Below are 23,494 nucleotides of genomic sequence, written 5' to 3' on the forward strand. Positions count from 1 at the left end.
GCACCGGCGAGACCCATGCGAGTCAGCCGGCAGGCCGGTTGGTGCCCGGTTGAGCAGCCCCATGGCGCAAGTTGGCGGGCCGGTCAGCAGGACCTGCAGGTGGGTCGCAGCGGAGGTGGGTGACCGGCGCCAGGGTCAGCAGCCGCAGGCGCCGCCGCAACAGCCTCCGCCGCCGGCGGCTCTGGCTGGGGCGGGGGGCATGGCTCCGCCGCGGCCGGTTACGGCGACTGTGGAGAGGAGCTTGACCGTGTCGGCGTGGCCCTGAGGGCAGGCGGCCGGGGCGGCGGACTCGGCCATCGGCCGGTTCATCTCGAAGGTGTCACCGCAGGCGCGGCACCGATAGTCATAACGCGGCATCTTCAAAGCGTATGGGCTGGGTATGACACTTTGCTGCCCCGCATCCCACCTGGTGGCCTGCACATATCGGACCAGGTCCATGGGGTCGCTACTGGCCGTCGCCCGGTAGTCTCGTGCGCGTGGCTGACGGGCAGGAGACACCCTCGGCGCGGGGCGGGAAGCGACCCCCGGCGCCGCATCTCGGCGGGCCTCTGGGGAGCTCGGGGGCTGCGCCTGAGGATGTTCCCGAGACGGTCGAGCGCACCTCCGGGCAGCCGTCTTCGGCGAGCGAGGGATCCTCGGCGGCCGGCTCTGGCGTGACTGACGGCCCTACGCCTGGGGAGACTCGTTCGGGTAAGTCGGGGATCGCGGCAGCGGAAGCGCCCGCACCGGCGCTGGACGCCGGCCCCGAGGCACCCACCGACAAGGGCTCGACGCCGGGCGGCGAGCCGGTCGATGGTCCCGGCAAGGCCGGCGCTACCTCAGCGCCTGATGAGCCCGCCACTGCAGCAGGGGGCAAGCCGGGCAGGGCCGCCCCCGCAGCAGCGGAGAGTTCGCTCGGCGACGGCGCCGCAGAAGCAAGCAGTGAGAGTGGCAAGGCCCCAGCCGCGGCAGCGGGCGGTGTGGCCGGTAAGGGTGCCGCAGAAGCAGGCAGTAAGAGTGGCAAGGCTAGGGCCGCGGCGGCGGGCAGTGTGGTCGGCAAGGGTGCCGCAGAAACAAGCAGTGAGGGTGGCAAGCCCAGCGCTGCGGCGGCGGGCGGTGTGGTCGGTAAGGCCGGCGCTGGTGCAGCGGGCGCTGCGGCCGGTAAGGGTGCCGCAGAAGCAAGCAGTGAGAGTGGAAAGACCACGGCGAGCTTGGCCGGTAAGGCCGGCGCTGGTGCAGCGGCTGAAGAGGCCGGTAAGGCGGCCGCTGCAGGACCTGTCACCGTCGGCAGCGGTGTCGGCACGAAAGGCTCCGGCAAGGCGGAAAATGCTGCAGAGTCTGCGGGTGTCACCAGCGGAGACAAGTCCGACTTGTCCGCGAGCGGCTCGACCAGGCCCGCCCTTGATGAGGCCGCCAGCAGCAAGCCCGGCCCTCAGACCGGCGGCTCGCCTGCAGGCGGCTCCTCGACGGGTGACGCGACGTCCGAAGGCAACAAGACCGGCGATAAGACGGACGCCGGTAAAACCGGTGACAGCAAGGCCACCGAAGCGACCGCAGGCGCAGGTAAGGCAAGTGATCGTGCGGAGCCCGTAGGCGCGGTTAAACCCGGCGACAGCAAGGCCACCGAAGCGACTGCAGACGCGGGTAAGACAAGTGATGGCGCGGAAGTCGCAGGCGCGGGTAAACCCGGCGACAGCAAGGCCACCGAAGCGGCCGCGGGTGCGGGCAAAGCCGTTGATGGGGGTAAGGCCGGGAAGACGGTTGTTGCGCCGTCTGCGGCGGCGGTGGCTGCGGCTTCGCGGGGGCGGGCCACGCGGGTTCTCCGGGCCGCCAACCCCGTGCGGGTCGTGAAAAGCACAGCACGCGGCACCTCGGCCTGGGCCAAGCGGCCGAGTGGGCGGCTGATTCTGCCCGCTGTCATCGCTGTGGTGCTTCTCGGGGCTGCGGGGACGGCCGGCGCTTATCTCGTACCTCAGGCTTTGCAGTCTGTGCCGTCGCCGAGCGTGACGCCCGGGTTCGGGGAGGATGCGGGTGGGTCCGGGGGGCCTGTTGTTCCGCCGAGTGCGGGTGGGGTGCCGGGGTTGCCGTTGTCGCCTTCGGCGCCGGTGGCCGGGGGGACGTTGCCGGCTACGCAGCCGACGATTCCGGGGGCGCCTGCAGTCACCGGGCGGCCGGCGGATGCGCTGAACGGGTGGGCGCAGCAGGCCGGGATGCGGGCCGGGATTCCGGTGGTGGCGGTGCAGGCTTACGGGTACGCCGAGCTGGTCGTCGCGCGCACCGCCCCCAGTTGTCATCTGACGTGGACGACCATTGCCGCGATCGCCAAGGTGGAGTCGTCGCACGGGAGTGCAAACGGGGCTGTGCTCAGCGTGGACGGTTCCGTCGCGCCGCCGATCTTCGGGTTGCCGTTGGACGGGAAGGGTGGGCGGCAGCTGATCCAGGACACGGATCAGGGGACGCTGGACGGGGATGCGCAGTTCGATCGGGCGATGGGTCCGTTGCAGTTCATCCCGCAGACGTGGACTTCGGTCTCCACGGGGAACAGTGTTGATGCCGACAATAATGGTGTGTCGGATCCGAACGACATCGACGACGCATCGCTCGCCGCGGCGAAGTATCTGTGTGCCGGTGGGCGGGACCTGTCCAAGCCGGACGCCTGGTGGGACGCCATTTTGTCGTACAACGCGGTGCGGCCGTACGCGCAGAAGGTGTTCGATGCGGCGAACGAGTACGGGCAGCGGAGCCGGGTCTGATTGACAACCCACAGTGATGGGTCGCGTACATTTGACCGTTCAGCACTTCCCTGAAGGTCCGGATACCGGCAAGCTGTACGGGTGAGGGTGCGTGAGTGGGATCCCCGGACCGCGTCGGCGGGGGAGATCCGATCGCTCGTGGAGACGTTGAACGCGGTGCTGGCCGCCGACCTCCCCGACGATCCACCGTGGCAGGACGTCCAGGTGGTCGACTATCTGGCCGAGACCATGCCGGGTGAGCGCCGCATCAGCTGGGTGGCCGAGGACGACCGCCTCGCCGAGGGTGAGAGCGCCATCTTCGGGCATGTCAGCATCCTGCTGCTCGGTGACATCGGTGTGCTCGAGGTGCTCGTCCACCCCGACCTGCGGCGTCGTGGCCTGGGCCGGGAGCTGGTGGCGGTCGCCGCCCGCCGGGCGTACCTCGAGGGTTTCTCGTCGATCGGGGTCGAGGCGATCGGTGACACCCCGGCCATCGCGTTCTACCAGTCGCTGGGCTTCGAGCAGGAGTACGTCGAGACACGCAGCGTGCTGACCCTGTCCAGCGTGGACTGGAGCGCTCTCGGGGCCATGGCCGGTGGCATCAGCTCCGGCTACCGCGTCGAATACCACCCGGGTGGCCCGCCCGCGGAGCTGCTGGAGGCGTACGCGCAGGCCAAGCTCGAAGGGCAGGACGGTGACGACAGCGAGCTCGATCTGCGGCCCAGCTCGTCCGACCCGCAACGTCTCCGGGACAGCCTCGACACGCTGCACCGGCGTGGCCTGAAGCCGTACATCGTGCTGGCCACGCACGAGGCGTCCGGGGCGGTGGCCGGGCTGACCGAGGTGGTGGTGCCCGCGCAGCACCCGGAGCGCGCCGACCAGTACGACACGATCGTCGTGCGGGAGCACCGTGGTTACGGCATCGACCGGGCGATCAAGGCGCGGATGCTCTTCGAGCTGCGGAACGCCGAGCCGGGGCTGCGCGAGGTGCAGACCTGGAACGCCCAGCACAACGAGTCCATGCTGAAGGTCAACGCCGAGCTGGGCTTCCAGTCAGACCGCGACTGGTTCGAGTACGGTGCGGACGTCGCCCAGCTCGTGCAGCGGCTGGAGCCGCATCAGTAACGTTCGCGGAGCAGCTGGGCGGCCTCGGTCGCCCAGTAGGTGAGGATGATCTGCGCGCCGGCCCGCTTGATGGAGGTCAGGGTTTCCAGCATCACGCCCTGGCGGTCCACCCAGCCGTTGGCGGCAGCGGCCTCGACCATCGCGTATTCGCCGGACACCTGGTAGGCCGCGACCGGGATGTCGACGCGCTCACGGACAGCGGCGATCACGTCGAGGTACGGCAGGGCGGGCTTGACCATGACCATGTCGGCGCCCTCGGCGACGTCCAGCTCGACCTCACGCAGCGCCTCGCGGACGTTCCCGGGGCTCTGCTGGTAGGTGCGGCGGTCGCCCTGCAGGGTCGATTCCACGGCCTCACGGAACGGCCCGTAGAAAGCGCCCGCATATTTCGCGGAGTAGGCCAGCACGGAGACGTCCTGGTGGCCGGCCTGGTCGAGGGCTTTGCGGATCACGCCGATCTGGCCGTCCATCATCCCGGACGGGCCGACGACGTGGGCGCCGGCTTCGGCCTGTGCGACACCCATCCGGCCGTAGAGCTCCAGGGTGGCGTCGTTGTCGACCGTGCCGTCGGGGGCGAGGACACCGCAGTGGCCGTGCGAGGTGAACTCGTCCAGGCACAGGTCACCCATGACGACGGTCGAGTCGCCGACCTCGGAGATGAGGTCGCGGAGTCCGACGTTCAGGATGCCGTCGGGGTTGATGCCGCCGGAGCCGGTCTCGTCCTTGTTGGCGTTGTCCGGCACGCCGAAGAGCATGAGACCGCCGACGCCGGCCCGGACCGCCTCGTGGGCGGCCTTGCGCAGCGACTCGCGGGAGTGCTGCATGACACCCGGCAGCGAGCTGATCGCCCGCGGCTCGGTCAGGCCTTCCTTGAGGAACAGCGGCAGCACCAGCTCGGCCGGCGCCACCCGGGTCTCCTCGACCAGCCGGCGCATGGCGGCGGTGCGGCGCAGGCGCCGCGGACGGACGTCGGGAAAAGACATGCCCACTCCCTCAGCCGGGCGAACCGGCCCGCCCTGAGGCGAGCCGGTCCGTGGATGTCAGCGGAAACGCAGGGCCGTCGGCCCCTGGACCTTGGAACCACGACGCTGCTTGGCCGGCATCGCGGCCAGCTTCTCGCGCAGTTCCACAGCGTACGACGCCAGAGCCTCGACGAGGTCAGGGACGGACGCGTGCTGGGGCTGGACGTCGACCCGCAGGCCGAACTCCGTCGCCGTCTCGGCGGTCTTCGGACCGATCACCGCGACGACCGTGCGGGCGTGCGGCTTGCCGGCGATGCCCACGAGGTTCCGGACAGTCGACGACGAGGTGAAGAGCACCGCGTCGAAACCACCGGACTTGATCGCGTCGCGGATGTCGGCCGGCGGCGGCGCCGCGCGGACCGTGCGGTACGCCGTGACGTCGTCCACCTCCCAGCCACGCTCGATCAGGCCGGCGGCCAGCGTCTCGGTGGCGATGTCGGCGCGGGGCAGGAGCACCCGGCCGACCGGGTCGAGGATCTCGTCGTGCGGCGAGAACTCGGCCAGCAGACCCTCGCTGGACTGGTCGCCGGCGGGGATCAGCTCGGGCTGGATGCCGAACGCGCGGACGGCGTCGGCCGTTGCCTCACCGATGCAGGCGATCTTGACGCCGCCGAAGTGGCGGGCGTCGAGGCCGTGCTCGGCGAACTTCTCCCAGACCGCGCGGACGGCGTTGACCGAGGTGAAGACGACCCAGGCGTACCGGCCGTCGACCAGGCCCTTGACGGCGCGTTCCATCTGCGCCGGGGTGCGCGGCGGCTCGACGGCGATCGTCGGCACCTCGCACGGGATGGCGCCGTACGCCCGCAGCCGGGCACTCATCGCCCCCGCCTGCTCCTTGGTGCGCGGGACGAGGACCTTCCAGCCGTACAGCGGGCGATTTTCCCACCAGCTCAGCTTGTCGCGCTGGGCGACCTCGGAGCCGACGGTCAGCACCACCCGGCCGGTGAAGCCGAGCGCGGCGGCGACGAAGCTGTCCACCGACGACGTGGTCGTGTACTGCGTCTCGCCGGTGCCGTCGCCGGTCACGCCGACGGGCGTACCGGGCTCGACACCCGCGGCGAGCAGGCCGTCGCGGACGGCGGCCAGATCACCGGCGTCCACGGCGACCGCGAACGAGCCCTTGACCGCGGCCGCGGCGAGCGCGTCGAAGTCCAGTGCAGTGACGTCGTCGATGTCGGCGGCGGTGCGGACACCCGGCAGCGGCACACCGGCGTACGTGGCGACACCTTCGGCCTGGCCGAGGCCGGGCACGACCTCGAAGTGCACGGCGGTCCGGGCGACGGCCTGGACCTCCTTGACGACGGCCTCGTGACCGAACGGGTCACCGGCGACCAGGTGCACGGCCGCGAGGCCGGACTTGGCCGCCGACAGCAGCACCTTGGCGACGTCGCCGGGCGCACCCTCGGCCGGGCTGAACTGGGTGTCGTCCTTCGCCTCCGCCCGGATGGCCGCGAGCAGCGATTCGGGCACGCCGCGGTCGTAGATGACCTGGTCGGCCTCGGCGAGAGTGTCGTGTGCCCGGCGGGTCAGCAGACCCGGATCGCCGGGTCCGGCACCGACGAACGCGATGCGCCCTGCGGACTTACGGGCGGTGCGGGTGGTCATTCTGTGCTCCCCATCAGGGTGTCGGCGCCGGCATCGAGGAGATCGGCGGCGAGTGCCTTGCCGATCTCCGCCGCGTCGGCGGGCGTTCCGGTGCGCGACAGCCGGACAGCTCGGGCCCCGTCCGGGCTGATCACCGCACCGCGCAGGTAGATCTCGTCGCCTTGCTCGCCTTCGGCGAGCTCGGCGTGTGCCGCGACCGGTGCTGAGCAGCCGGCCTCGAGCGTGGCGAGCATCGCCCGTTCCGCCGTGACGGCGGCGCGGGACGGTGCATGGTCGAGTGCAGCCAGCAGCTCGACCAGGTCTGCGTCGTCGGATCGGCACTCGACGGCCAGCGCACCCTGTGCGGGGGCGGGCAGCATGAGCATCGGGTCCAACGTTTCCGTGATCTCGGCCGCGCGGCCGATACGCACCACGCCGGCTCGCGCAAGGACAACAGCGTCGAGGTCGGCCCCGGGACCGAGCACTCGGGCGATGCGGCTGTCGATGTTGCCGCGAATCGGCGTGACCTGCAACTGTAGGCCCAAAGCGTGCAGTTGCGCGATTCGGCGCACCGCGCCCGTGCCGATCACGGCACCCGGCGGCAGGTCCGTCAGGATCAGCCCGTCGCGGGCGACGAGCGCGTCCCGCGGGTCCTCCCGCTGCGGCACGGCGGCGATGTGCAGGCTCGGGTGCTGCGCGGTCGGCAGGTCCTTGTACGAGTGGACCGCGAAGTCGATCTCGTTGGCGATCAGCGCGTCACGCAGCGCGGAGACAAAAACTCCGACACCGAGCTGGGCGACGGGCGCGGCGGAACGGTCACCGGCGGTGACGATCCGCACCAGCTCGACCGGGCGGCCGGTGGCGGCGGTCAGTGAGTCGGCGACCAGCTGCGACTGGGCGAGTGCCAGTGCGCTGCCGCGGGTGCCGAGACGTAGCGGTGTGGTCACGCTTGTCCTCCGATCTCGGGTACGGCGTCGGCCTGGGTGGCGTGCGGAACGTCCAGGTCGAACAGTTCACGGAGCAGCGCCGCGTACTGGTCACCGCCGGGCTCGGCCGCGAGCTGCCGGACCCGCACGGTCGGCGAGTGCAGCAGCTGCTGGACGACCCGGTGCAGGGTACGGGAAACGTCGGCCCGCTGCTCCTCGGTGAATTCGGGGCGGCGGCTGGAGAGCTTGCGCAGCTCCGCGCTGACGACGTCGTCGGCACGGGTCCGCAGGGCGGCGACGGTCGGGGCGATCTCGGCGCCGCGCAGCCAGGCCAGGAAGTGCTCGACCTCGGCGGCGACGATCTGCTCGACCGCGGCGGTCTCGGCGGCGGCCGGCAACGTGCGGCGGCTCGCGGCCAGGCCGTCGATGTCGACCACGGTGACGTTGGGCAGGTCGGCCACCTCGGGTGCGACGTCCCGGGGCACGGCCAGGTCGAGGACGACCAGCGGTTTGTCGCGTCCGGCCAGCAGCTCGCCGGTCAGGACGGGCTCGGTGGATGCGGTGGCGCAGACGACCACGTCGGCGGCGGCCAGCGCGGCCTCGAGCTCGGCGAACGGCACGGCGGTGGCGCCGTACGCCTCGGCCAGCCGCTCGGCCCGGGAGGCGCCGCGGTTGGTGATCTGCAGCGGGCCGACGCCGGAGCGGGTGAGGGTGGCGACGGAGAGTGCACCCATCGCTCCCGCACCGACGACCAGGCCGGTGCGGCCGGCGAGGTCACCGTCGAAGGTCGCGGCGGCCACCTCGAGGGCGGCGGTCACGACACTCTGGCCGGCGCGGTCGATGCCGGTCTCGGCGTGGGCACGCTTGCCGACGCGCAGCGCCTGCTGCATCAGCTCGTGGAGCATCCGGCCGGCGGAGTCGGCCTCGGTCGCGGCGTGGTACGCGTCCCGCAGCTGCCCGAGGATCTGCGCCTCGCCGACCACCATCGACTCGAGCCCGGCGGACACCCGGAACGAGTGGCGCACGGCCGCCTCGTCGTAGTGCACGTAGAGGTGGGCGGCGAGGTCGTTGGCACCGATGCCGGAGTGCTCGGCGAGCACGTTGCAGACGTCGCCGAGACCACCGTGGAACCCGGTGACCGCCGCGTAGACCTCGACCCGGTTGCAGGTGGAGACGACCACGGCCTCACCGATGTACGGCTGGGCGACGAGTTTCTGCAGCACGGCCGGGATGTCGGAGCCGGCGATCGTGAGGCGTTCCAGGATGTCGACCCCGGCGGTCCGGTAGGACGCACCGACGCTGAGGAGATTCATGAGCCGACTGCCTCCTGGTTGCCCGCCGGTGCGGAGCGTCCGCCGGGGATCGCCGTCAGCGACGCCTTGCGGTGCTCGTGGAACGACAGGATCTGCAACTCGATGGCCAGATCGACCTTGCGCACGTCGACGCCCGCGGGCACGGACAGCACGCAGGGTGCGAAGTTGAGGATGCTGGTGACCCCCGCAGCCACCAGATCGTCGGCGACGGCCTGGGCGGCGCCCGCGGGGGTGGCGATCACGCCGATGGTGATGCCCTCCTCGACGACGGCCTGGCCCAGCTCGTCGATGTGCCGCACGGTGAGACCGTTGAGCGGCTTGCCGACCTGGTCGGCGTCCGCGTCGAACAGAGCCACTATGCGGAAGCCACGGCTCGCGAAGCCGTCGTAACCGGCCAGGGCGTGACCGAGGTTACCGACGCCGACGAGCGCGACGGCCCGGCGCTGGTCGAGCCCGAGGATGTACTCGATCTGGTCGATCAGCAGCGCGACGTCGTACCCGACGCCACGGGTGCCGTACGACCCGAGGTGGGAGAGGTCCTTGCGCAGTTTGGCCGAGTTGACCCCGGCGGCGGCGGCGAGGCCCTCGCTGGACACAGTTTCGGAACCTGCCTCCGCGAGGTTGTGCAGGGCGCGCAGATATTCGGGTAGCCGCGCGATTGTCGCCTCGGGAAGATCCGGGAAGGCGGGAACTGCACCGGCATTACGCGGTGTGTTTCCGTGACGCTGCTGACTCATCTGACTCCGTGCCGACGAGGCGAACCTACGGGGAGCCCTGCTGCAGGTCCTGGACCGATGGCGCCTGCGTGGACCGGCTGTGATAGCGGGGCTCGTCGGAGTCACAGAGTAGGCGCTTGTGAAGGCGTGCACAAATCGCGATCTTGATAGGAGAACTGGACAAAGATCGAGTCGGCGTGTTAACCACCGTCGACTCCTTGCCGAGTATTACCTGTTCTCGCCCTTGTATGCCAATGACGTCGTAATGCCGACGACGAGTATCACAGTGTCCGGGCCATCCGGACCGCATCGAGCAGGGTGTCCGCGACCGGGCGACCACTGGCACGCAGGCGGGACGGATCGGTGAAGCCGCCGGTGTAGAGCACACAGACGCCGCCGACCGACTCCGCGGCCTCCGCGTCGTCGAGCGAGTCACCGATCAGCACCACCTGGTCACCGGCGACCTGCTGCTCGGCGAGGTGCCGGGCCAGGTGCCCGGCCTTGAGCCCGCCGTCGACCTCGGTGGGCCGGCCGTCGATGCGGGTGAACATGCCGGTCAGGCCGTAGGTCTGCACCGCCGGGACCAGCTCGTCGTGGAACCACATGGACAGCAGCGACTGGCTGCCCGGCCAGGCCTTGATCGCGGCCTCGGCGTCGGCCGCCAGCTTGATCGTCGTCAGCCCGACCCGGTACGCCTCGTGGAAGATCCGGTCGAGCTCCTCGAACTCCTCGGCGTCGACGGCCCGCTCGAGGATCTCGGCGTAGAACTCGGCGACCGGGCGCCGGAAGCGTCTGCGGTGCTCGTCGGAGTCGACGCTGCGCCCGCCGACCACGGAAAACGTGTGGTTGGTCGACGAGACGACCAGGGACAGGTCGTCGAGCAGCGTGCCGTTCCAGTCCCAGACAAGATGAGTGCGAGCCACCGCGCGAGATTACAGGCGGGGCGCCCCTGCCGGTCTACTCAAATCCCGAAGGAGGCGATCTTCCTCGACCCGCCAGTAGCCGTGCTCGCGGCCGTCGAGCAGCACCACCGGGACGCGGTCGCCGTAGTCGCGCTCCAGCTCGATCGACTCCTCCACCTCCACCCGGGTCCACTGCCCGGGGGCAATCCGGTCGAGTGTCTGCTCCGCGACCTCGCACAGGTGGCAGCCGGCCCGGCTGATCAGGGTGATGCGGGTCATCGCAGGGCTCCCTTGCGGACCTTGCCGATGGCCGAGTGCGGCAGCTCCGGCACCAGCTCGATGCCGGCCGGCAGCTTGAAGCGGGCCAGCTGAGTGCCGCAGTAGACCTGCAGCTCGGCCGGGGTGGGCGGCGGGTCGAGGGCGGGCACGACGTAGGCGTACGGCGCCTGACCGGTGAGCTGGTCCGGGATCGCGATCACCGCGGCCTCGGCGACACCGGGATGCGAGTCGAGGACCCGCTCGATCTCGGCGGGGTAGACGTTGAAACCGTTGACCAGGATCAGCTCGCCGATCCGGTCGACCAGCACGAGGTCACCGTCGGCGTCCGCGTGGGCGATGTCACCGGTCCCCCACCAGCCGTCGGCGTCCGGGCCGTCGTGCCCGTCCGGCCAGTAACCGGAGAAGAGGTTGTCGCCGCGCACGACGATCTCGCCCGGATCGGTACCGGCCGAGACCTCGAGGTCCAGCTCCAGGTCGTCGGAGGACTCGGCGGTGATGTCACCGTCGCTCCACAGCACGGCACCGTCCGCGGTGCGCAGCAGCAGGGAGACGCCGGGCAGCGGCCGTCCGATCGAGCCGATCTTCTCCCGGTCACTGACCGCGGTCGTCGTGAGGACCGGTGCGGCTTCGGTGAGGCCGTACCCGATCAGGACGGTCTTGCCGCTCGCCGCGCGGAAGCGCGCCGCGTCGGCCGGGTCGAACGGCGCCGCGCCGCAGACCGCGGTCCGGACGCTCGCGAGCGCCTCCCGCACGGTGGGCACGACGGACCAGGCGGCGTACATGGAAGGGACGCCGACCACGGCCGTGACCTGGTGTTCAGCGATGAGGCGGAGGGTGGCCTCCGGCTCGAACCGGTCGACGAGCACCCCGCAGGCGCCGTGGTGGGCGATCGCACCGAGCCCGGTGTTGAGCCCGTAGGCGTGGAAGAACGGGATCGCCAGCAGCACCACGTCGTCACCACCGAGCACCGGCGGCTCGATCCGCGCCAACTGATCGTGATTGGCAGCCAGCGCACGGTGCGTGAGCATCGCGCCCTTCGGCCGCCCGCTCGTCCCGGACGTGTAGAGCAGAACCGCAAGATCCTCGGCCCCGGCCAGGTGCGGCGCCGCCCGCTCCCCGCTCTCCAGCTCCTCCACCGGTACGGCCACACCGGCCGACAACCGCAACCGACCCAGAACCGCATCGTCCGCGACAACGCGCACGGCTCCGCTGTCTGACAGAGCAAAGCTCAGCTCGTCGGCGGTGTATCCGGGGTTGAGCGGCACAGCGACCAGACCCGCCCGCAGCGTGCCGAAATAGGCGATCGCGAAGCCGACGGTGTTGCCCAGCACCAGCGCGACACGATCGCCGGCGACGGTGCCGGGGGCCAGCCGACCGGCGGCCGCATCGACGCGTCTGTCCAGCTCGGCCCACGTGATGACGGTGTCCGCGGCGATCAGCGCCGGGGCGTCGGGGCGCTGCTGTGCGGACGTGCGGACCGGGTCCCGAGCACTGTTCTCCACGACGCCCGAGTCTGGCACAGACGGCACTCGATCGGGTCGCCGGACAGCGAGTCCCCACCCCGTTGCAAAGTGTCGTACATCGTGGCAGATGTTCTTGATGCCGCCTCTGTGCCACTTCGGGATATTTTCGCGGAGCGCACACGGTGTGCGACTCCGTGTGTGCGAGCTCCGCAATACTTCCCGTCTGTGTAACGGAGTCCACATATGTGGGTGCGGTCGACCTGCCGAGGCGCGGGCCGTCCCACCCCCGTTTTTTTGCGTGGACCGGTTTCGAAGACCCCCTCACCGACGGCCCGCCGGGTCAAGGAGGCGCAGTGAGTCATGTGTACGCCGGCGATCCGTACAGCCGCGACGTGTTCGCGGCGCGTCTCGCGCTCACGGAGGGCCTGAGCGCCCTCCGGAGGGGCATCGACGACTCGATCGCCCACGCGATCCGCAGTGACGGACCCAAGCGGACCCGGAACCGGCCGCACATCAACGAGTCCCCGAGCCGGCACCTGCCGCCCACCGGGAACGCGAAGCCGGGCAGCGGGCGTGTCGCCGTACCCGGGCGTCCGCAAGCGCCGCAGCAGGCCGGACCGGACCGCCGGCCCGGCACGCCCGAGGCCGACAGCACCGTTGTCGTCCCGACGCAGAGCACCACCGGGCCGCCCAGCGAGTCCGAGCCACCCAAATATCCGGCTCGCCCGGACCCGGGTGACGCGGCCGCCGAGGTCTGGGGACTGGTCGAACGCGCCCAGGCCGGTGAATCCGCCGCCTTCGGTCTCATCTACGACCGCTACGTCGACACCGTCTTCCGCTTCGTCTACTTCCGTGTCGGCAACCGCCAGCTCGCCGAGGACCTCACCTCCGACACCTTCCTGCGCGCCCTCAAGCGCATCGGCAGCTTCACCTGGCAGGGCCGCGACCTCGGCGCCTGGCTCGTCACCATCGCCCGCAACCTCGTCGCCGACCACTTCAAGTCCGGTCGCTACCGTCTCGAGGTCACCACCGGCGACGTCCTGGACGCCGACCGTGAGGACCGCGGACCCGAAGGCAGCCCCGAGGCCGCCGTCGTCGACCACATCACCAACGTGGCGCTGCTCACCGCGGTCAAACAACTGAACCCCGAACAGCAGGAGTGCATCGTCCTGCGCTTCCTGCAGGGCTTCTCCGTCGCCGAAACCGCGCGCACCATGGGGAAGAACGAGGGTGCCATCAAGGCACTCCAGTACAGGGCCGTCCGGGCGCTCGCCCGGCTCCTGCCCGAAGGGTTCCAGTGGTGACGGCAATTCATCCGATGTCGATCTCTGCGGGCCTCGATGCCCTGCTGGCACCCGTAACCGGTCCCGGCCGTCGTGCGTTTGTCCGGGTGCGACCAGTGGCGAGCTTCCGGCCCGCCGGTTCCGTCGCGACCGCCGGCAATGCTGCAGGCGTTTCAGTCACGAGCGAGGGGAGGTGCTGACGGTGAACTTGAACATCTTCGATCGCCGGAGCGCCGAGCGCTTCGCGGAGCTTCTCGACGAGACCAACGGCGGCCGTCGCCACCACGCCCGGGGGCAGGCCGACGAGCAACTCGCCGAGCTGGTCGCCATCGGGCACAGCCTCTCCGCGGCACGGCCCGGGGCTCAGGTCGATCCTGAGTTCCGGATGGGCCTGCGGGCGATGCTGGTGGCCACGGCCGAACGGGACGGCATCGGGGCGACCGCCACCGATCGCGAACAGCAGGCCGAGCCGGCAGTGCCGGCGCGGAAGCTGTTCGGACGCCGGATCCGTGCCCGCGGTGCGATCGTCATCGGCGTCGCCGCCGGTGCGATGGCCGTCTCCGGGATCTCCGCCGCGAGCGAGAACGCCGCACCGGGCGACGCCCTGTACGGCGTCAAGCGTTCGACCGAGCGTGCCCAGCTGGCCATGGCCGGCTCCGACGTCACCCGGGGTCAGCTGTCGCTGACGTTCGCCCGCAACCGGCTCGCCGAGGCGGCCGCGATGCAGGGTGACAACCCGAAGTTCGGTGACGTCCTCGACGACATGGACAACGACACCCGCCAGGGCGTCAAGCTGCTCACGTCGTCCGCGGTCACCCGCAAGGACAAGGCACCGCTCAACTCCGTCGAGAACTTCGTCGAGAGCCAGCGCCGGGTCATCACACCGAAGCTGGACAAGCTGAACACGAACAACCGTGAGCGGGCACTGGGCTCGATGAGCCTGCTCGACTCCGTGCAGGAACGTTCGAAGGATCTGCGTTCCGGTCTGCAGTGCGACACGGTGACGCAGTCCGGCAGCGACGCCATCGGGCCGAAGCTGCGGCAGTGCGCGACCGGCGCCGCCAACTCCACCTCACCCGGGCAGCAGCAGGGCCAGGGTCAGAAGGAAGCGACGACCGGCAGCGGCACCAAGGGCGACGACGAGGGCAAGAAGGCCAAGCCGAAGAAGACCGGTGAGCCGACGGCCGACCCGACCACCGACGGTGAGCCCGGTACGCCCGGCGCCACCGACCGGTCGGCCGACCCGACCAGCACCGACAGCCCGGAACCGCTGATCTCGGACATCCCGCTGGACGACGGCGGAACGGCCGACGAGGACAAGGGCCTGCTCGGCGGGCTCCTGGGGATCTTCGGAAGCTAGCAACACAGAGCAACACCAGGAACGTGGCGAGGGGCGGTGTCGGACTGCAAGAGTCCGGGCCGCCCCTCACTGCACAGGTTAGCTGCCGAACGCGTCCGGGCGCTTCTCCAAAAGAGTGTGGAGTGTCGCCTGGATCGTCTCGCGCACCTCGTCGGCCAGGTTGTAGACGACCATCGGGTCGTCGGCGAACTCCGTGAGGTGTGCGGTGGGGATCGGCGGGCAGAACTCGATGAGCCACTTGCTGGGCAGCGGCACCAGACCCAGCGGGCCGAGCCACGGGAACGTCGGCGTGACCGGGAAGTACGGCATGCCGAGCAGCCGGGCCAGCGGCTTCAGGTCGGCCAGGATCGGATAGATCTCCTCGGCGCCGACGATGGCGACGGGCACGATCGGGGTGCCGGTGCGCAGCGCCGCCGAGACAAAACCGCCCCGGCCGAAGCGCTGCAGCTTGTAACGCTCGGAGAAGCGCTTGCCGATGCCCTTGAAGCCCTCGGGGAAGACACCGACGAGCTCACCCTCGCTCATCAGGCGCTCGGCGTCGGGGTTGCAGGCCACCGTCGCGCCGGCCTTGCGGGCCAGCTCCGACAGGACCGGCATCCGGAAGACGAGGTCGGCGCCGAGCAGCCTCAGGTGCCTGTCCATCGGGTGCTGGTCGCGCAGCGCGACCGTCAGCATCAGCGCGTCCAGGGCGACCGTGCCCGAGTGGTTGCCGACAACCAGCCCGCCGCCCACGTCGGGGACGTTCTCGATGCCGAAGACCTCGGTGCGGAACCAGTCGCGGTAGAGCACCTTGAGCATCGGGTGGAACACGGAGTCGGTCAGCTCGGGGTCGAAACCGAAGTCGTCGACGTCGTACGCACCGGCCAGGCGCCGCCGCAGGAAGGCGAGCCCGCTCGCGACCCGCTGATCCCAGACGTCCACCACATCGGCCGGGCCCGCGATCCGGGGCGTCTCCGGTGGTGGCTCCGGCGCGGGCGCCGAGGCGGTCAGCTCCGGCATGGGCGGGCCTTCCACCACGACCGGCTGGGTGGGTCGCCGGCCGGGCCGGCGCCCGTTCATCCGCTTGGCCGGCGCGGACACCGGCAGCTCGAACTCGGCGTGCCCGGGCAACGCGGTGTGGAACTCGTCCTGAGTCATGAGGGCACGTGCTCCTCGTCCTGCGAGGCGTCCTTCGACGCATCCTGCGAGGCGTCCGGCGACGCGTCCTGCGCAGCCGCGGCGCGGACCCGGCGGATGCCGTCGAGAATGGCGCGCTCGGCCGCGACCAGCCGGTCGGCGCTCAGCGAGGCGCCGTTGCGATGGCCGTTGATGAAGTCGTCGAAGGCGGCCGCGGTCGTCCGCGGCGTGAAGCCGAACTCCTCGACCAGCCGGCTCGTGTCGACCACCCGGCCGTGCACGAACAGGTCGATCTGGTCGAGCCCGATCTGACCGATGCCGACGTTGCGCGCGACCGCGGCCAGCGACGACAGCGTGCCCTCGGGCAGCGGCACCGAGATCCGGCCCGCTCGGCGGACGGCCTGGGAGAGCGCGAGGACACCCGCACCGGCGACGTTGAAGGTGCCCGGATGGTCCTCGACCACCGAGCGGTGCAGGATCTCCAGCGCGTCGTCGACGTGCACGAACTGCAGCCGCGCGTCCCGGCCGAGCACGGTCGGGATCATCGGCTGGGAGAAATAGCGGGTGAGCGACGTCTCGGCGGTCGAGCTGATGAACGGCGCGAACCGCAGCACGGTGGCATCAACCTCGGGACGCCGCCGGCGGAAACCCCGCACGTATCCCTCGATGTCGAGGATGTCGCGCGCAAAGGAGCCCCGTGGCACGGCCCGGGGCTCGGTGTCCTCGGTGAAGACAGCGGGATCCCGGAACGAGGCGCCGTACGCGGCCGTGGAGGAACGCACCACCAGCTTGCGCAGGCGGCCGGCGCTCTGGGCGGCGGCCAGCAGCTGCATCGAGCCGATGACGTTCTGTTCTTTCATCGCCGCGCGACCACCGCTGTGCGGATCGGGCGCGCTGGTGACCGCCAGATGCACGATCACCTCGGCACCGAGCTCGGCGAGGACACTCGCCGACGCACGTGCGTCGGCCCGGATCTGCTCGACGTCCGTCAGCAGGCCCGCGAGGGCAGGTGACGGCTCGTGCGGATCCAGGCCGATGACACGTTCGACGCGAGGGTCCGCGGCAAGCCGGGACGCGACGCGGGCACCGAGATAGCGACTCACCCCGGTAACCACGACGACCCTCGGCGGGGCCGCGGGCAGAGACGTCACCACGGGCGCGCCTTTCGCATGCGGCGGTGCGGGAGGCAAGTGAGCGGGCCGGGCGTCACGCCCGGCCGGTCATCACTTGCCGAGACGGCGACGCTGGACGCGGGTCTTGCGCAGCAGCTTACGGTGCTTCTTCTTCGCCATACGCTTGCGACGCTTCTTGACCACGGAGCCCATACGAAATGCCTCTCGAAACCATGTGGGGCCGGTCCCTGCGCACCCGCAGGCACACCCGACCGAGCTTGACAGCGGCTCGCCCCGCACCCGGCGCCGATTGCACGCACGCGGATATCAGGGGGCGAACCGCTTCAGCGTAGCCGCCCGGTCTGCGCGGGACCAACCTGGCCCCGACCTCACGCCGTTTGGCTGAAGGCTCCACGCAGGTACGTGTGAACAGCGTGCTCCGGCACACGGAACGAGCGGCCGACACGTACGGCGCTGAGCTCACCGCCGTGGACGAGCCGGTAGACGGTCATCTTGGACACCCGCATGAGCGCGGCAACCTCGGCCACGGTCAGGAAGCGCACCTCAGCGAGGCGCTCCTCGGTCTGGGCTGGACCCGTCATCTCCTCGCACCGATCCTTTCGCAGGCGCCTCCGCCGCGGCCGGTCAGGCCTTGCGCCGCGGCGGGCGGGCGCGCGTGTCATCAGTACGGTATCGAGACTCCTGTGACCAAGATGTTGCGTTCCGTGAAATCACCACAAAAAGTCAAGCCGACACGCCACATGAGGCGCGTTCTCCCCCGAAAGGTGACTTACTTCCTGCTGGCGAGGGCGCGCCCGAAGAACGCGACGTTGGCCGGGCGCTCGGCGAGACGGCGCATCAGGTAGCCGTACCACTGGTCGCCGTAGGGCACGTAGACGCGCACGGTGTGACCCGCGGCGGCGAGACGGGTCTGCTCCTCGGGGCGGACGCCGTAGAGCATCTGGAACTCGAACTCGTCGGCCGACCGGTCGAACCAGCGCGCCCGGTCCTCGGCGATGGCGATCAGCCGCGGGTCGTGCGTCGCGATCATCGGGTAGCCGTCGCCGGACATCAGGATGTTCAGGCAGCGCACGTACGCCTTGTCGACGTCGAGCGCCGACTGGTAGGCGACCGACTCGGGCTCGGCGTACGCGCCCTTGCAGAGCCGCACCCGGGACCCCGCGGCGGCCAGCTCGCGGCAGTCCCCCTCGGTCCGCCGCAGGTACGCCTGCAGGACTGCGCCCGTACCCGGGTGGTCCTTGCGCAGCTCGGCCAGGATCTCCAGGGTCGAGTCCGTGGTGGTGTGGTCCTCGGCATCGAGCGTGACCGTGGTGCCGGCCTCCGCGGCCGCCGTGCAGATCCGGTGCGCGTAGTCGTACGCCATCCGGTCGTCGACCTTCTGCCCCAGGGCCGACAGCTTGACGCTGACCTCGGCCGCCGGGGTCAGGCCGGCGGACTTCAGCCGCCCGAGCAGGGTCAGGTACTGATCGCGGGTCGCCGTCGCCTGCTCGGCCGTCAGGGTGTCCTCGCCCAGGTAGTCGAGGCTGATCGCCAGGCCGTCGTCGGCGAGCTCGCGGCTCGTGCGCAGAGCGTCGTCGACACCCTCACCGGCGACGAACCGGCGGACGACGCCCTTGGTGACCGGGGCGGACGAGACCAGCCGCTCCATCCGGGACGACCCGGCGGCGGCGAGAAAGACGGATCGGAGCATGCGCCGAGCGTATCGTCCGTAGCCGCACTCCTCGCCTCGGAGCTGTGTTGCCGCCCGAGGTGAGGCTACGGTTGTCGGGTGAACTTCGATGCGTACGCGCGGACGGCGGTCGAGCTCGTCAACGTCGGGCTGAACGACCTCGACGGGCTCCGATCCCTGTTCAGTGACGAGCAGGCCTGGATGCGCGACGAGGTCGCCGAGAAGGACCTCGGCGTGTTCCGCCGGGCCCAGCGCCGCCTGCGTGACGTCTTCGAACTCGGCACGACCGGCCGCGACATGGACGCCGTCAGCGAGCTGAACGCCCTGCTCGAGGCCCACCCCGTCCAGCCGCGCATCTCCGGCCACGACGCCTCCGACTGGCACATGCACGTCACCAGCCGCGGTGCGTCCGTGAGCTCCGAATACCTCGCCGGCGCCGTGTGGGGTCTGTCGGTGTGGCTCTGCGAGTACGGCAGCGCCCGTTTCGGCATCTGCGCCGACGAGCGCTGCGGCAACGTCTATCTCGACACGTCGTCCAACAACTGCCGGCGCTTCTGCTCCGAACGCTGTGCCACCCGCTCGCACGTGGCCGCGCACCGCGCCCGCAAGCGCGCCGCGACACTCACCCCCGCGTAACCGCCGGGGTCGCGGAGGCAGCCGGCGCCAGGTGCTGCCGGGCGAAGGCGAGTGACTCCCGCAGGTCGGCCTCGCGCACCTCGCGGCTGGTCACCTTGCGGGTGGACACCTCCAGCGCCACCGAACCCTGGAAACCCCGGCCCGCCAGCGACTGCAGAAGCTCGGCGCACGGCTGGTTGCCCCGGCCCGGCACCAAGTGCTCGTCGCGGCCCTCGCCGGTGCCGTCACCCAGGTGCACGTGCTTGAGGCCCGGGCCCATCCGGTCGGCCAGGACCAGCGAGTCCGTGTGCGAGGCCGCCGCGTGCGACAGATCGAGCGTGTACGCGTCGTAGCCCGCCTCGGTCGGATCCCAGCCCGGCACGTACGGGACGAAGTTCCGGCCCGCCATCCGTACGGGGTACATGTTCTCGATCGCGAAGGTGATGTCCGGGTGCCGCGTCTGCATCTTGGCCAGGCCGGCCGCGAAGTTGCGGGCGTAGTCACGCTGCCAGGTGAACGGCGGGTGCACGACCACGGTCGGGGCGCCGAGGGTCTCGGCCAGCTCGGCGGCACGGTGCAGCCGCTCCCACGGGTCGGGGCTCCACACCCGCTGGGTCACCAGCAGGCAGGGCGCGTGCACCGACAGCACGGGCATGTCGTAGTGGGCGGAGAGGCCCTGCAGGGCGCCGGCGTCCTGGCTGACGGCGTCGGTCCAGACCATGACCTCGACGCCGTCGTAGCCCACCGTCGCCGCCATTTCGAACGCCGCGGCGGTCGGCTCGGGGAAGACGGAGGAGCTGGACAGAAGTACGGGGACGCGGGAACTCACCACTCAAGGGTAGACCCGCCGGGCACACCTGCCACCGGGTCGGTCGGGATAAACAACGGCAAACCGGGCCGCCGAGCAGGTCACAGGCGTCGACGCGCGTACGCTGTCGCAGGTGAGTCGCCGCACCCAGATACGCATCACGTTGGACGAGGCGGCTGCCGCCCGTGCCCGCGAGGTCAAGCTCGACTTTCCTCGTGAATGGATCGAGTTCACCGACCCGGCCGACGACCAGCACGTCGTCCGCGCCGACCTGACCTGGCTCCTGTCCCGCTGGACCTGTGTCTTCGGATCCGCCTGCCACGGCATCGTCGCCGGCCGGGCCCAGGACGGCTGCTGTTCGCACGGCGCGTTCTTCACCGACGCCGACGACGAGAACAGGATCAAGGGCGCGGCGGCCAAGCTGACGCCCGAGACCTGGCAGCACTACCGCCGTGGCTTCAAGAACTACACCGAGATGGACACCATCGACGGTTCGAAGCCGGCCCGCCGCACCGCCACCCAGTCGGCCAGCGGGCCGTGCGTCTTTCTCAACGACGCCGACTTCGCCGGTGGCGGTGGTTGTGCCCTGCACGGCCAGGCGCTCCGCGACGGCGTGCACCCGCTGACCTACAAGCCCGACGTCTGCTGGCAGCTGCCGGTCCGCCGCGAGCAGGACTGGACCAAGCGCCCGGACGGTACGAAGTACCTGCTGTCCACGCTGACCGAGTTCGACCGGCGCGGCTGGGGACCCGGCGGCCACGACCTCGACTGGTGGTGCACGTCCTCACCGGACGCCCACGTCGGCACCGAACCGATGTACAAGTCGTACGGTCCCGAGCTGATCGCCCTGATCGGCCAGGACGCGTACGACGAGCTGTCCCGGCTCTGCGACATCCGGCTGCAGTCGAAACTGACGGCTCCGCACCCGGCGACGGTCGCCGCGGAGGCGGCCCGGGCGCCGAAGAAGCGTGGTGGACGCGAGCCCGCAACACCGCCACGATCGGACTGAGCCATTGACGGGGATTCATCAGTTAATTTAACTTACTGAATGTCTCCCACACTGCTCCGGCGGACCCTGCTCGCCTGCGCCCTTGTTGCCGGCGGCGCGGGGTTCGCCGTCCCCGCCCACGCGGCCGGTCCGATCCTGACCGCCACCTTCACCCAGTCGTCGACCTGGAATTCCGGGTACGGCGCCGAATACACGATCAAGAACAGTGGTGACACGGCGGCCACGGGATGGGCGGTCGAGTTCGACCTGCCCGCCGGCACGACGGTGACGAGCTCGTGGAGTTCGGTGCGCACCAGCACCGGTAACCACCACCGCTTCGCCAACGTCGGGTGGAACGGCACGGTCGCGGCCGGGGCGACCGTGAGCTTCGGTTTCAACGTCGCCAATCTCGGCGTACCGGTGGATTGTCTTTTGAATGGGTCGGCTTGTGACGGTGGAACCTTGCCGCCGACGACTCCGCCGCCAACCACGCCGCCGCCGACGACTCCGCCGCCCACTACGCCGCCGCCTTCGGGTCCGGTTGTCGACGTCAGCACTGCCGCCCAGCTCAGCGCCGCTCTGACCGCCGCCCGGCCCGGTCAGACGATCCGGCTCGCGCCCGGCACCTACAGCGGCGCGTTCCTCGGCCGCGCGGTCGCGACCGCCGCGGCGCCGATCACCGTGACCGGGCCGGCCACCGCGATCCTGACCAACCCGGAAGCCTCCGGGACCAACCCCGGCTGCTCGGTCCCCGCCGCCGGCTTCGACCCCGGTTACGGCTTCTGGCTGTACGGCGCGGCGTACTGGAAACTCAGCGGCTTCACGGTCACCGGGGCCTTGAAGGGCATCATGATCGACGCTTCCCCGCACGTGACGATCGACGGTGTTCAGGTCCGCGACATCGGCGACGAGGGTGTCCACTTCCGCCGCTCGTCGGCCGACGGCATCATCCAGAACTCCCGCATCGAGCGCACCGGGACCACCCAGCCCCAGTACGGCGAAGGCATCTACCTGGGCTCGGCCAACTCGAACTGGGCCTGTTACGGCTCCTCGGGCGGCATCGACGCCTCGGACCGGGTGCAGGTGCTGAACAACGTGGTCGGTCCGGACGTGGCCGCCGAGCACGTCGACGTCAAGGAGGGCACGGTCGCCGGCGTGATCCGCGGCAACACGTGGAACGGCCGGGGCATCGCCGGCCAGAACTCGGCGGATTCGTGGCTGGACGTGAAGGGCAGCAACTACCTGATCGAGGACAACACCGGCACGTTCACCACGCCCGGCGTCTTCGCGAACGGCTACGAGACGCACAACCCGACAGCGGGCTCGGGCTGCGGCAACATCTGGCGCAACAACCGCAGCGACCTGGGCGGTGCCGGCAAGTGGGCGATCAACGTGACCTCGACGTCGAAGTGCGCCGGCAACCTCAACGTCGTCTACGGCTCGAACACCGTCACGAACGCCACGAGCGGCCTGACCAACATCACGGTCACCCCGTGAAGCTGCTCATCCCGGTGGCCTCGAGCACCTGATCGCGGACGCCGGGACAGGCCGAGCGGGTCAACCGGTCCAGCTCGGCGGGGTCGGGTGCGGCGCCGCGTTGTTCGTACCAGCCGTAGAGGCCGCCGGTCAGGTTTCCCTGCGCGGAGGCCTTCGAGTCGAGCTCCTGCAACCGCGGCAGCCGGCTCTCCAGGTAGGCACACAGCTCGGCGGCGGAAGGGCGCGCCGACGCGGACGGCGAGGGGATGCCGGCCTCCGGCGGGCCGGCATCCGAACAGCCCGTCATCAGTACGGCCAGACCCAGGGCAAACCATCGAGAGCGCAGCACGTGACGCAGGATACGGCTCCCACATCGTTGACTGACTAAACACTCTCTTACATACTCGAGGGGTGCCCCGGCCGAGAAGTGACGACAAGCGCGCCGCGATCATGTCCGCGGCGACGCACATCATCGCCGCCCAGGGCCTGGGGGCGGCGACAGCGACGATCGCCAAGGAGGCCGGCGTCTCCAACGGGTCGCTGTTCACCTACTTCGACACCAAGAGCCACCTCATCAACGAGCTCTACTTTGCGCTGAAATCAGACATGAGCGCGGCGGCGTGCAGTGACGTGCCGACCGATGCCGACCCTCACGGGCAACTGCTCGCAATGTGGTCCGGCTGGCTGCGCTGGGCCGCCGGTAACCCCGAGAAGCGCCGCGCACTCGCCCAGCTGCAGGTCTCGGACGAGATCTCCGCCGCAACCCACGAGGCTGCGAGCAGGTCACTGGGAGGCATCGCGGAGGTCCTCGACCTGAGCCGCAAGAACGGCCCGATGCGCGACGCAACCCTGGCTTTTGTCCTCACGCTGGTCAGCGCCCTGTCGGAGGCAACGATCGACTTCATCCACCAGGACCCGGCAAACGCCGACACGCACGCCCGAGCGGGCTTCGACGCCCTCTGGCGCATGCTCAGCTGAGCCGCCGCCGTTTTGTGCCCGTTAATG

The 23,494-nt window shown here is 70.4% G+C and carries 23 protein-coding genes and 1 pseudogene; 8 read left to right on the forward strand and 16 right to left on the reverse strand.

The window, feature by feature from the left end; genetic code table 11:
- Positions 1-135: 135 nt before the first annotated feature.
- A complete protein-coding gene (locus tag AFR_RS45635; protein ID WP_023562616.1) occupies positions 136-357 on the reverse strand; it encodes an FmdB family zinc ribbon protein in 222 nt (73 codons plus the stop codon).
- A gap of 833 nt (positions 358-1,190) precedes the next feature.
- On the opposite strand from AFR_RS45635, the gene AFR_RS46535 reads away from it, so the two are divergent.
- Complete coding sequence (locus AFR_RS46535; protein ID WP_148308216.1) at positions 1,191-2,732, forward strand: murein transglycosylase; 1,542 nt, start codon at positions 1,191-1,193, stop codon at positions 2,730-2,732.
- Between the two features lie 81 nt (positions 2,733-2,813).
- Positions 2,814-3,836: a GNAT family N-acetyltransferase gene (locus tag AFR_RS40355; RefSeq protein WP_041841514.1), complete on the forward strand. Its 1,023-nt coding sequence runs from the start codon at positions 2,814-2,816 to the stop codon at positions 3,834-3,836.
- Here the strand turns inward: AFR_RS40355 and hemB are convergent.
- From hemB to AFR_RS40395, 8 genes are all read right to left on the reverse strand, one after another.
- Entirely contained in the window at positions 3,830-4,819 is a 990-nt protein-coding gene (gene hemB / locus AFR_RS40360) for a porphobilinogen synthase (protein WP_023562619.1), read from the reverse strand. The genes AFR_RS40355 and hemB overlap by 7 nt on opposite strands.
- Positions 4,820-4,876: 57 nt before the next feature.
- Complete coding sequence (locus tag AFR_RS40365) at positions 4,877-6,463, reverse strand: bifunctional uroporphyrinogen-III C-methyltransferase/uroporphyrinogen-III synthase (RefSeq protein ID WP_023562620.1); 1,587 nt, start codon at positions 6,461-6,463, stop codon at positions 4,877-4,879.
- Complete coding sequence (hemC, locus tag AFR_RS40370; RefSeq protein WP_023562621.1) at positions 6,460-7,389, reverse strand: hydroxymethylbilane synthase; 930 nt, start codon at positions 7,387-7,389, stop codon at positions 6,460-6,462. Before hemC ends, AFR_RS40365 begins: the two co-directional genes overlap by 4 nt.
- Positions 7,386-8,681: a glutamyl-tRNA reductase gene (locus AFR_RS40375; protein ID WP_023562622.1), complete on the reverse strand. Its 1,296-nt coding sequence runs from the start codon at positions 8,679-8,681 to the stop codon at positions 7,386-7,388. Before AFR_RS40375 ends, hemC begins: the two co-directional genes overlap by 4 nt.
- Entirely contained in the window at positions 8,678-9,418 is a 741-nt protein-coding gene (locus AFR_RS40380) for a redox-sensing transcriptional repressor Rex (protein WP_023562623.1), read from the reverse strand. Before AFR_RS40380 ends, AFR_RS40375 begins: the two co-directional genes overlap by 4 nt.
- 260 nt (positions 9,419-9,678) lie before the next feature.
- Positions 9,679-10,320: an HAD family hydrolase gene (locus AFR_RS40385; RefSeq protein ID WP_023562624.1), complete on the reverse strand. Its 642-nt coding sequence runs from the start codon at positions 10,318-10,320 to the stop codon at positions 9,679-9,681.
- 9 nt (positions 10,321-10,329) lie between these two features.
- Positions 10,330-10,578 carry a glutaredoxin family protein gene (locus AFR_RS40390; protein ID WP_023562625.1) on the reverse strand — a complete coding sequence of 83 codons (249 nt, stop codon included), beginning with the start codon at positions 10,576-10,578 and terminating at the stop codon, positions 10,330-10,332.
- Positions 10,575-12,080 carry an AMP-binding protein gene (locus AFR_RS40395; protein ID WP_023562626.1) on the reverse strand — a complete coding sequence of 502 codons (1,506 nt, stop codon included), beginning with the start codon at positions 12,078-12,080 and terminating at the stop codon, positions 10,575-10,577. Before AFR_RS40395 ends, AFR_RS40390 begins: the two co-directional genes overlap by 4 nt.
- A 314-nt stretch (positions 12,081-12,394) precedes the next feature.
- Here AFR_RS40395 and AFR_RS40400 point away from each other — a divergent pair, with 314 nt between their 5' ends.
- Together AFR_RS40400 and AFR_RS40405 are read left to right on the forward strand one after the other, a co-directional pair.
- Positions 12,395-13,345, forward strand: coding sequence for an ECF subfamily RNA polymerase sigma factor, BldN family (locus AFR_RS40400; protein WP_041841516.1), 951 nt, complete (start codon positions 12,395-12,397; stop codon positions 13,343-13,345).
- Between the two features lie 181 nt (positions 13,346-13,526).
- Positions 13,527-14,381: pseudogene (locus AFR_RS40405) on the forward strand (DUF5667 domain-containing protein); the annotation flags it as partial.
- A 381-nt stretch (positions 14,382-14,762) separates the two neighbouring features.
- Here AFR_RS40405 and AFR_RS40410 read toward each other — a convergent pair.
- The 5 genes from AFR_RS40410 to AFR_RS40425 form a co-directional block, all read right to left on the reverse strand.
- The gene (locus AFR_RS40410; protein WP_023562629.1) at positions 14,763-15,821 is read right to left on the reverse strand and encodes a lysophospholipid acyltransferase family protein; all 1,059 of its coding nucleotides are present in this window, start codon (positions 15,819-15,821) and stop codon (positions 14,763-14,765) included.
- The gene (locus AFR_RS40415) at positions 15,818-16,954 is read right to left on the reverse strand and encodes an NAD-dependent epimerase/dehydratase family protein (protein WP_052359582.1); all 1,137 of its coding nucleotides are present in this window, start codon (positions 16,952-16,954) and stop codon (positions 15,818-15,820) included. Before AFR_RS40415 ends, AFR_RS40410 begins: the two co-directional genes overlap by 4 nt.
- Before the next feature lie 69 nt (positions 16,955-17,023).
- The gene (locus tag AFR_RS45640; RefSeq protein ID WP_007465623.1) at positions 17,024-17,125 is read right to left on the reverse strand and encodes a 30S ribosomal protein bS22; all 102 of its coding nucleotides are present in this window, start codon (positions 17,123-17,125) and stop codon (positions 17,024-17,026) included.
- Between the two features lie 176 nt (positions 17,126-17,301).
- Positions 17,302-17,514: a helix-turn-helix domain-containing protein gene (locus AFR_RS40420; RefSeq protein ID WP_023562631.1), complete on the reverse strand. Its 213-nt coding sequence runs from the start codon at positions 17,512-17,514 to the stop codon at positions 17,302-17,304.
- A 188-nt stretch (positions 17,515-17,702) separates the two neighbouring features.
- Positions 17,703-18,623, reverse strand: coding sequence for a proline dehydrogenase family protein (locus AFR_RS40425; RefSeq protein WP_023562632.1), 921 nt, complete (start codon positions 18,621-18,623; stop codon positions 17,703-17,705).
- Between the two features lie 78 nt (positions 18,624-18,701).
- Between AFR_RS40425 and AFR_RS40430 the strand changes: the two genes are divergently transcribed.
- On the forward strand, positions 18,702-19,238 hold the full coding sequence (locus AFR_RS40430; protein WP_023562633.1) for a CGNR zinc finger domain-containing protein: 537 nt from the start codon (positions 18,702-18,704) through the stop codon (positions 19,236-19,238).
- Here AFR_RS40430 and AFR_RS40435 read toward each other — a convergent pair.
- Positions 19,225-20,046 carry a sugar phosphate isomerase/epimerase family protein gene (locus AFR_RS40435; protein WP_041843362.1) on the reverse strand — a complete coding sequence of 274 codons (822 nt, stop codon included), beginning with the start codon at positions 20,044-20,046 and terminating at the stop codon, positions 19,225-19,227. The two genes, AFR_RS40430 and AFR_RS40435, sit on opposite strands and share 14 nt — an antisense overlap.
- 112 nt (positions 20,047-20,158) lie before the next feature.
- Here AFR_RS40435 and AFR_RS40440 point away from each other — a divergent pair, with 112 nt between their 5' ends.
- Positions 20,159-21,034: a DUF3109 family protein gene (locus tag AFR_RS40440; protein WP_041841517.1), complete on the forward strand. Its 876-nt coding sequence runs from the start codon at positions 20,159-20,161 to the stop codon at positions 21,032-21,034.
- 39 nt (positions 21,035-21,073) lie between these two features.
- A complete protein-coding gene (locus AFR_RS40445; protein WP_023562636.1) occupies positions 21,074-22,510 on the forward strand; it encodes a cellulose binding domain-containing protein in 1,437 nt (478 codons plus the stop codon).
- On the opposite strand, the gene AFR_RS40450 is transcribed toward AFR_RS40445, so the two are convergent.
- Positions 22,500-22,838, reverse strand: coding sequence for a hypothetical protein (locus tag AFR_RS40450; protein ID WP_023562637.1), 339 nt, complete (start codon positions 22,836-22,838; stop codon positions 22,500-22,502). The genes AFR_RS40445 and AFR_RS40450 overlap by 11 nt on opposite strands.
- Positions 22,839-22,900: 62 nt before the next feature.
- Here AFR_RS40450 and AFR_RS40455 point away from each other — a divergent pair, with 62 nt between their 5' ends.
- Entirely contained in the window at positions 22,901-23,467 is a 567-nt protein-coding gene (locus tag AFR_RS40455; RefSeq protein WP_041841519.1) for a TetR/AcrR family transcriptional regulator, read from the forward strand.
- Positions 23,468-23,494 lie beyond the last annotated feature (27 nt).

Source organism: Amorphoplanes friuliensis DSM 7358, from assembly GCF_000494755.1.
Classification (GTDB): Bacteria; Actinomycetota; Actinomycetes; order Mycobacteriales; family Micromonosporaceae; genus Actinoplanes; species Actinoplanes friuliensis.

Excerpts from the sequence above, each read along its gene's own strand:
- AFR_RS45635 (WP_023562616.1), bottom strand. The coding sequence starts at position 357 with ATGCCGCGTTATGACTATCGGTGCCGCGCCTGCGGTGACACCTTCGAG.
- AFR_RS40380 (WP_023562623.1), bottom strand. The coding sequence starts at position 9,418 with ATGAGTCAGCAGCGTCACGGAAACACACCGCGTAATGCCGGTGCAGTT.
- AFR_RS40425 (WP_023562632.1), bottom strand. The coding sequence starts at position 18,623 with ATGCTCCGATCCGTCTTTCTCGCCGCCGCCGGGTCGTCCCGGATGGAG.
- AFR_RS45640 (WP_007465623.1), bottom strand. The coding sequence starts at position 17,125 with ATGGGCTCCGTGGTCAAGAAGCGTCGCAAGCGTATGGCGAAGAAGAAG.
- AFR_RS40410 (WP_023562629.1), bottom strand. The coding sequence starts at position 15,821 with ATGACTCAGGACGAGTTCCACACCGCGTTGCCCGGGCACGCCGAGTTC.
- AFR_RS40390 (WP_023562625.1), bottom strand. The coding sequence starts at position 10,578 with ATGACCCGCATCACCCTGATCAGCCGGGCCGGCTGCCACCTGTGCGAG.
- AFR_RS40365 (WP_023562620.1), bottom strand. The coding sequence starts at position 6,463 with ATGACCACCCGCACCGCCCGTAAGTCCGCAGGGCGCATCGCGTTCGTC.
- AFR_RS40420 (WP_023562631.1), bottom strand. The coding sequence starts at position 17,514 with ATGACGGGTCCAGCCCAGACCGAGGAGCGCCTCGCTGAGGTGCGCTTC.
- hemB (WP_023562619.1), bottom strand. The coding sequence starts at position 4,819 with ATGTCTTTTCCCGACGTCCGTCCGCGGCGCCTGCGCCGCACCGCCGCC.
- AFR_RS40445 (WP_023562636.1), top strand. The coding sequence starts at position 21,074 with ATGTCTCCCACACTGCTCCGGCGGACCCTGCTCGCCTGCGCCCTTGTT.
- AFR_RS40375 (WP_023562622.1), bottom strand. The coding sequence starts at position 8,681 with ATGAATCTCCTCAGCGTCGGTGCGTCCTACCGGACCGCCGGGGTCGAC.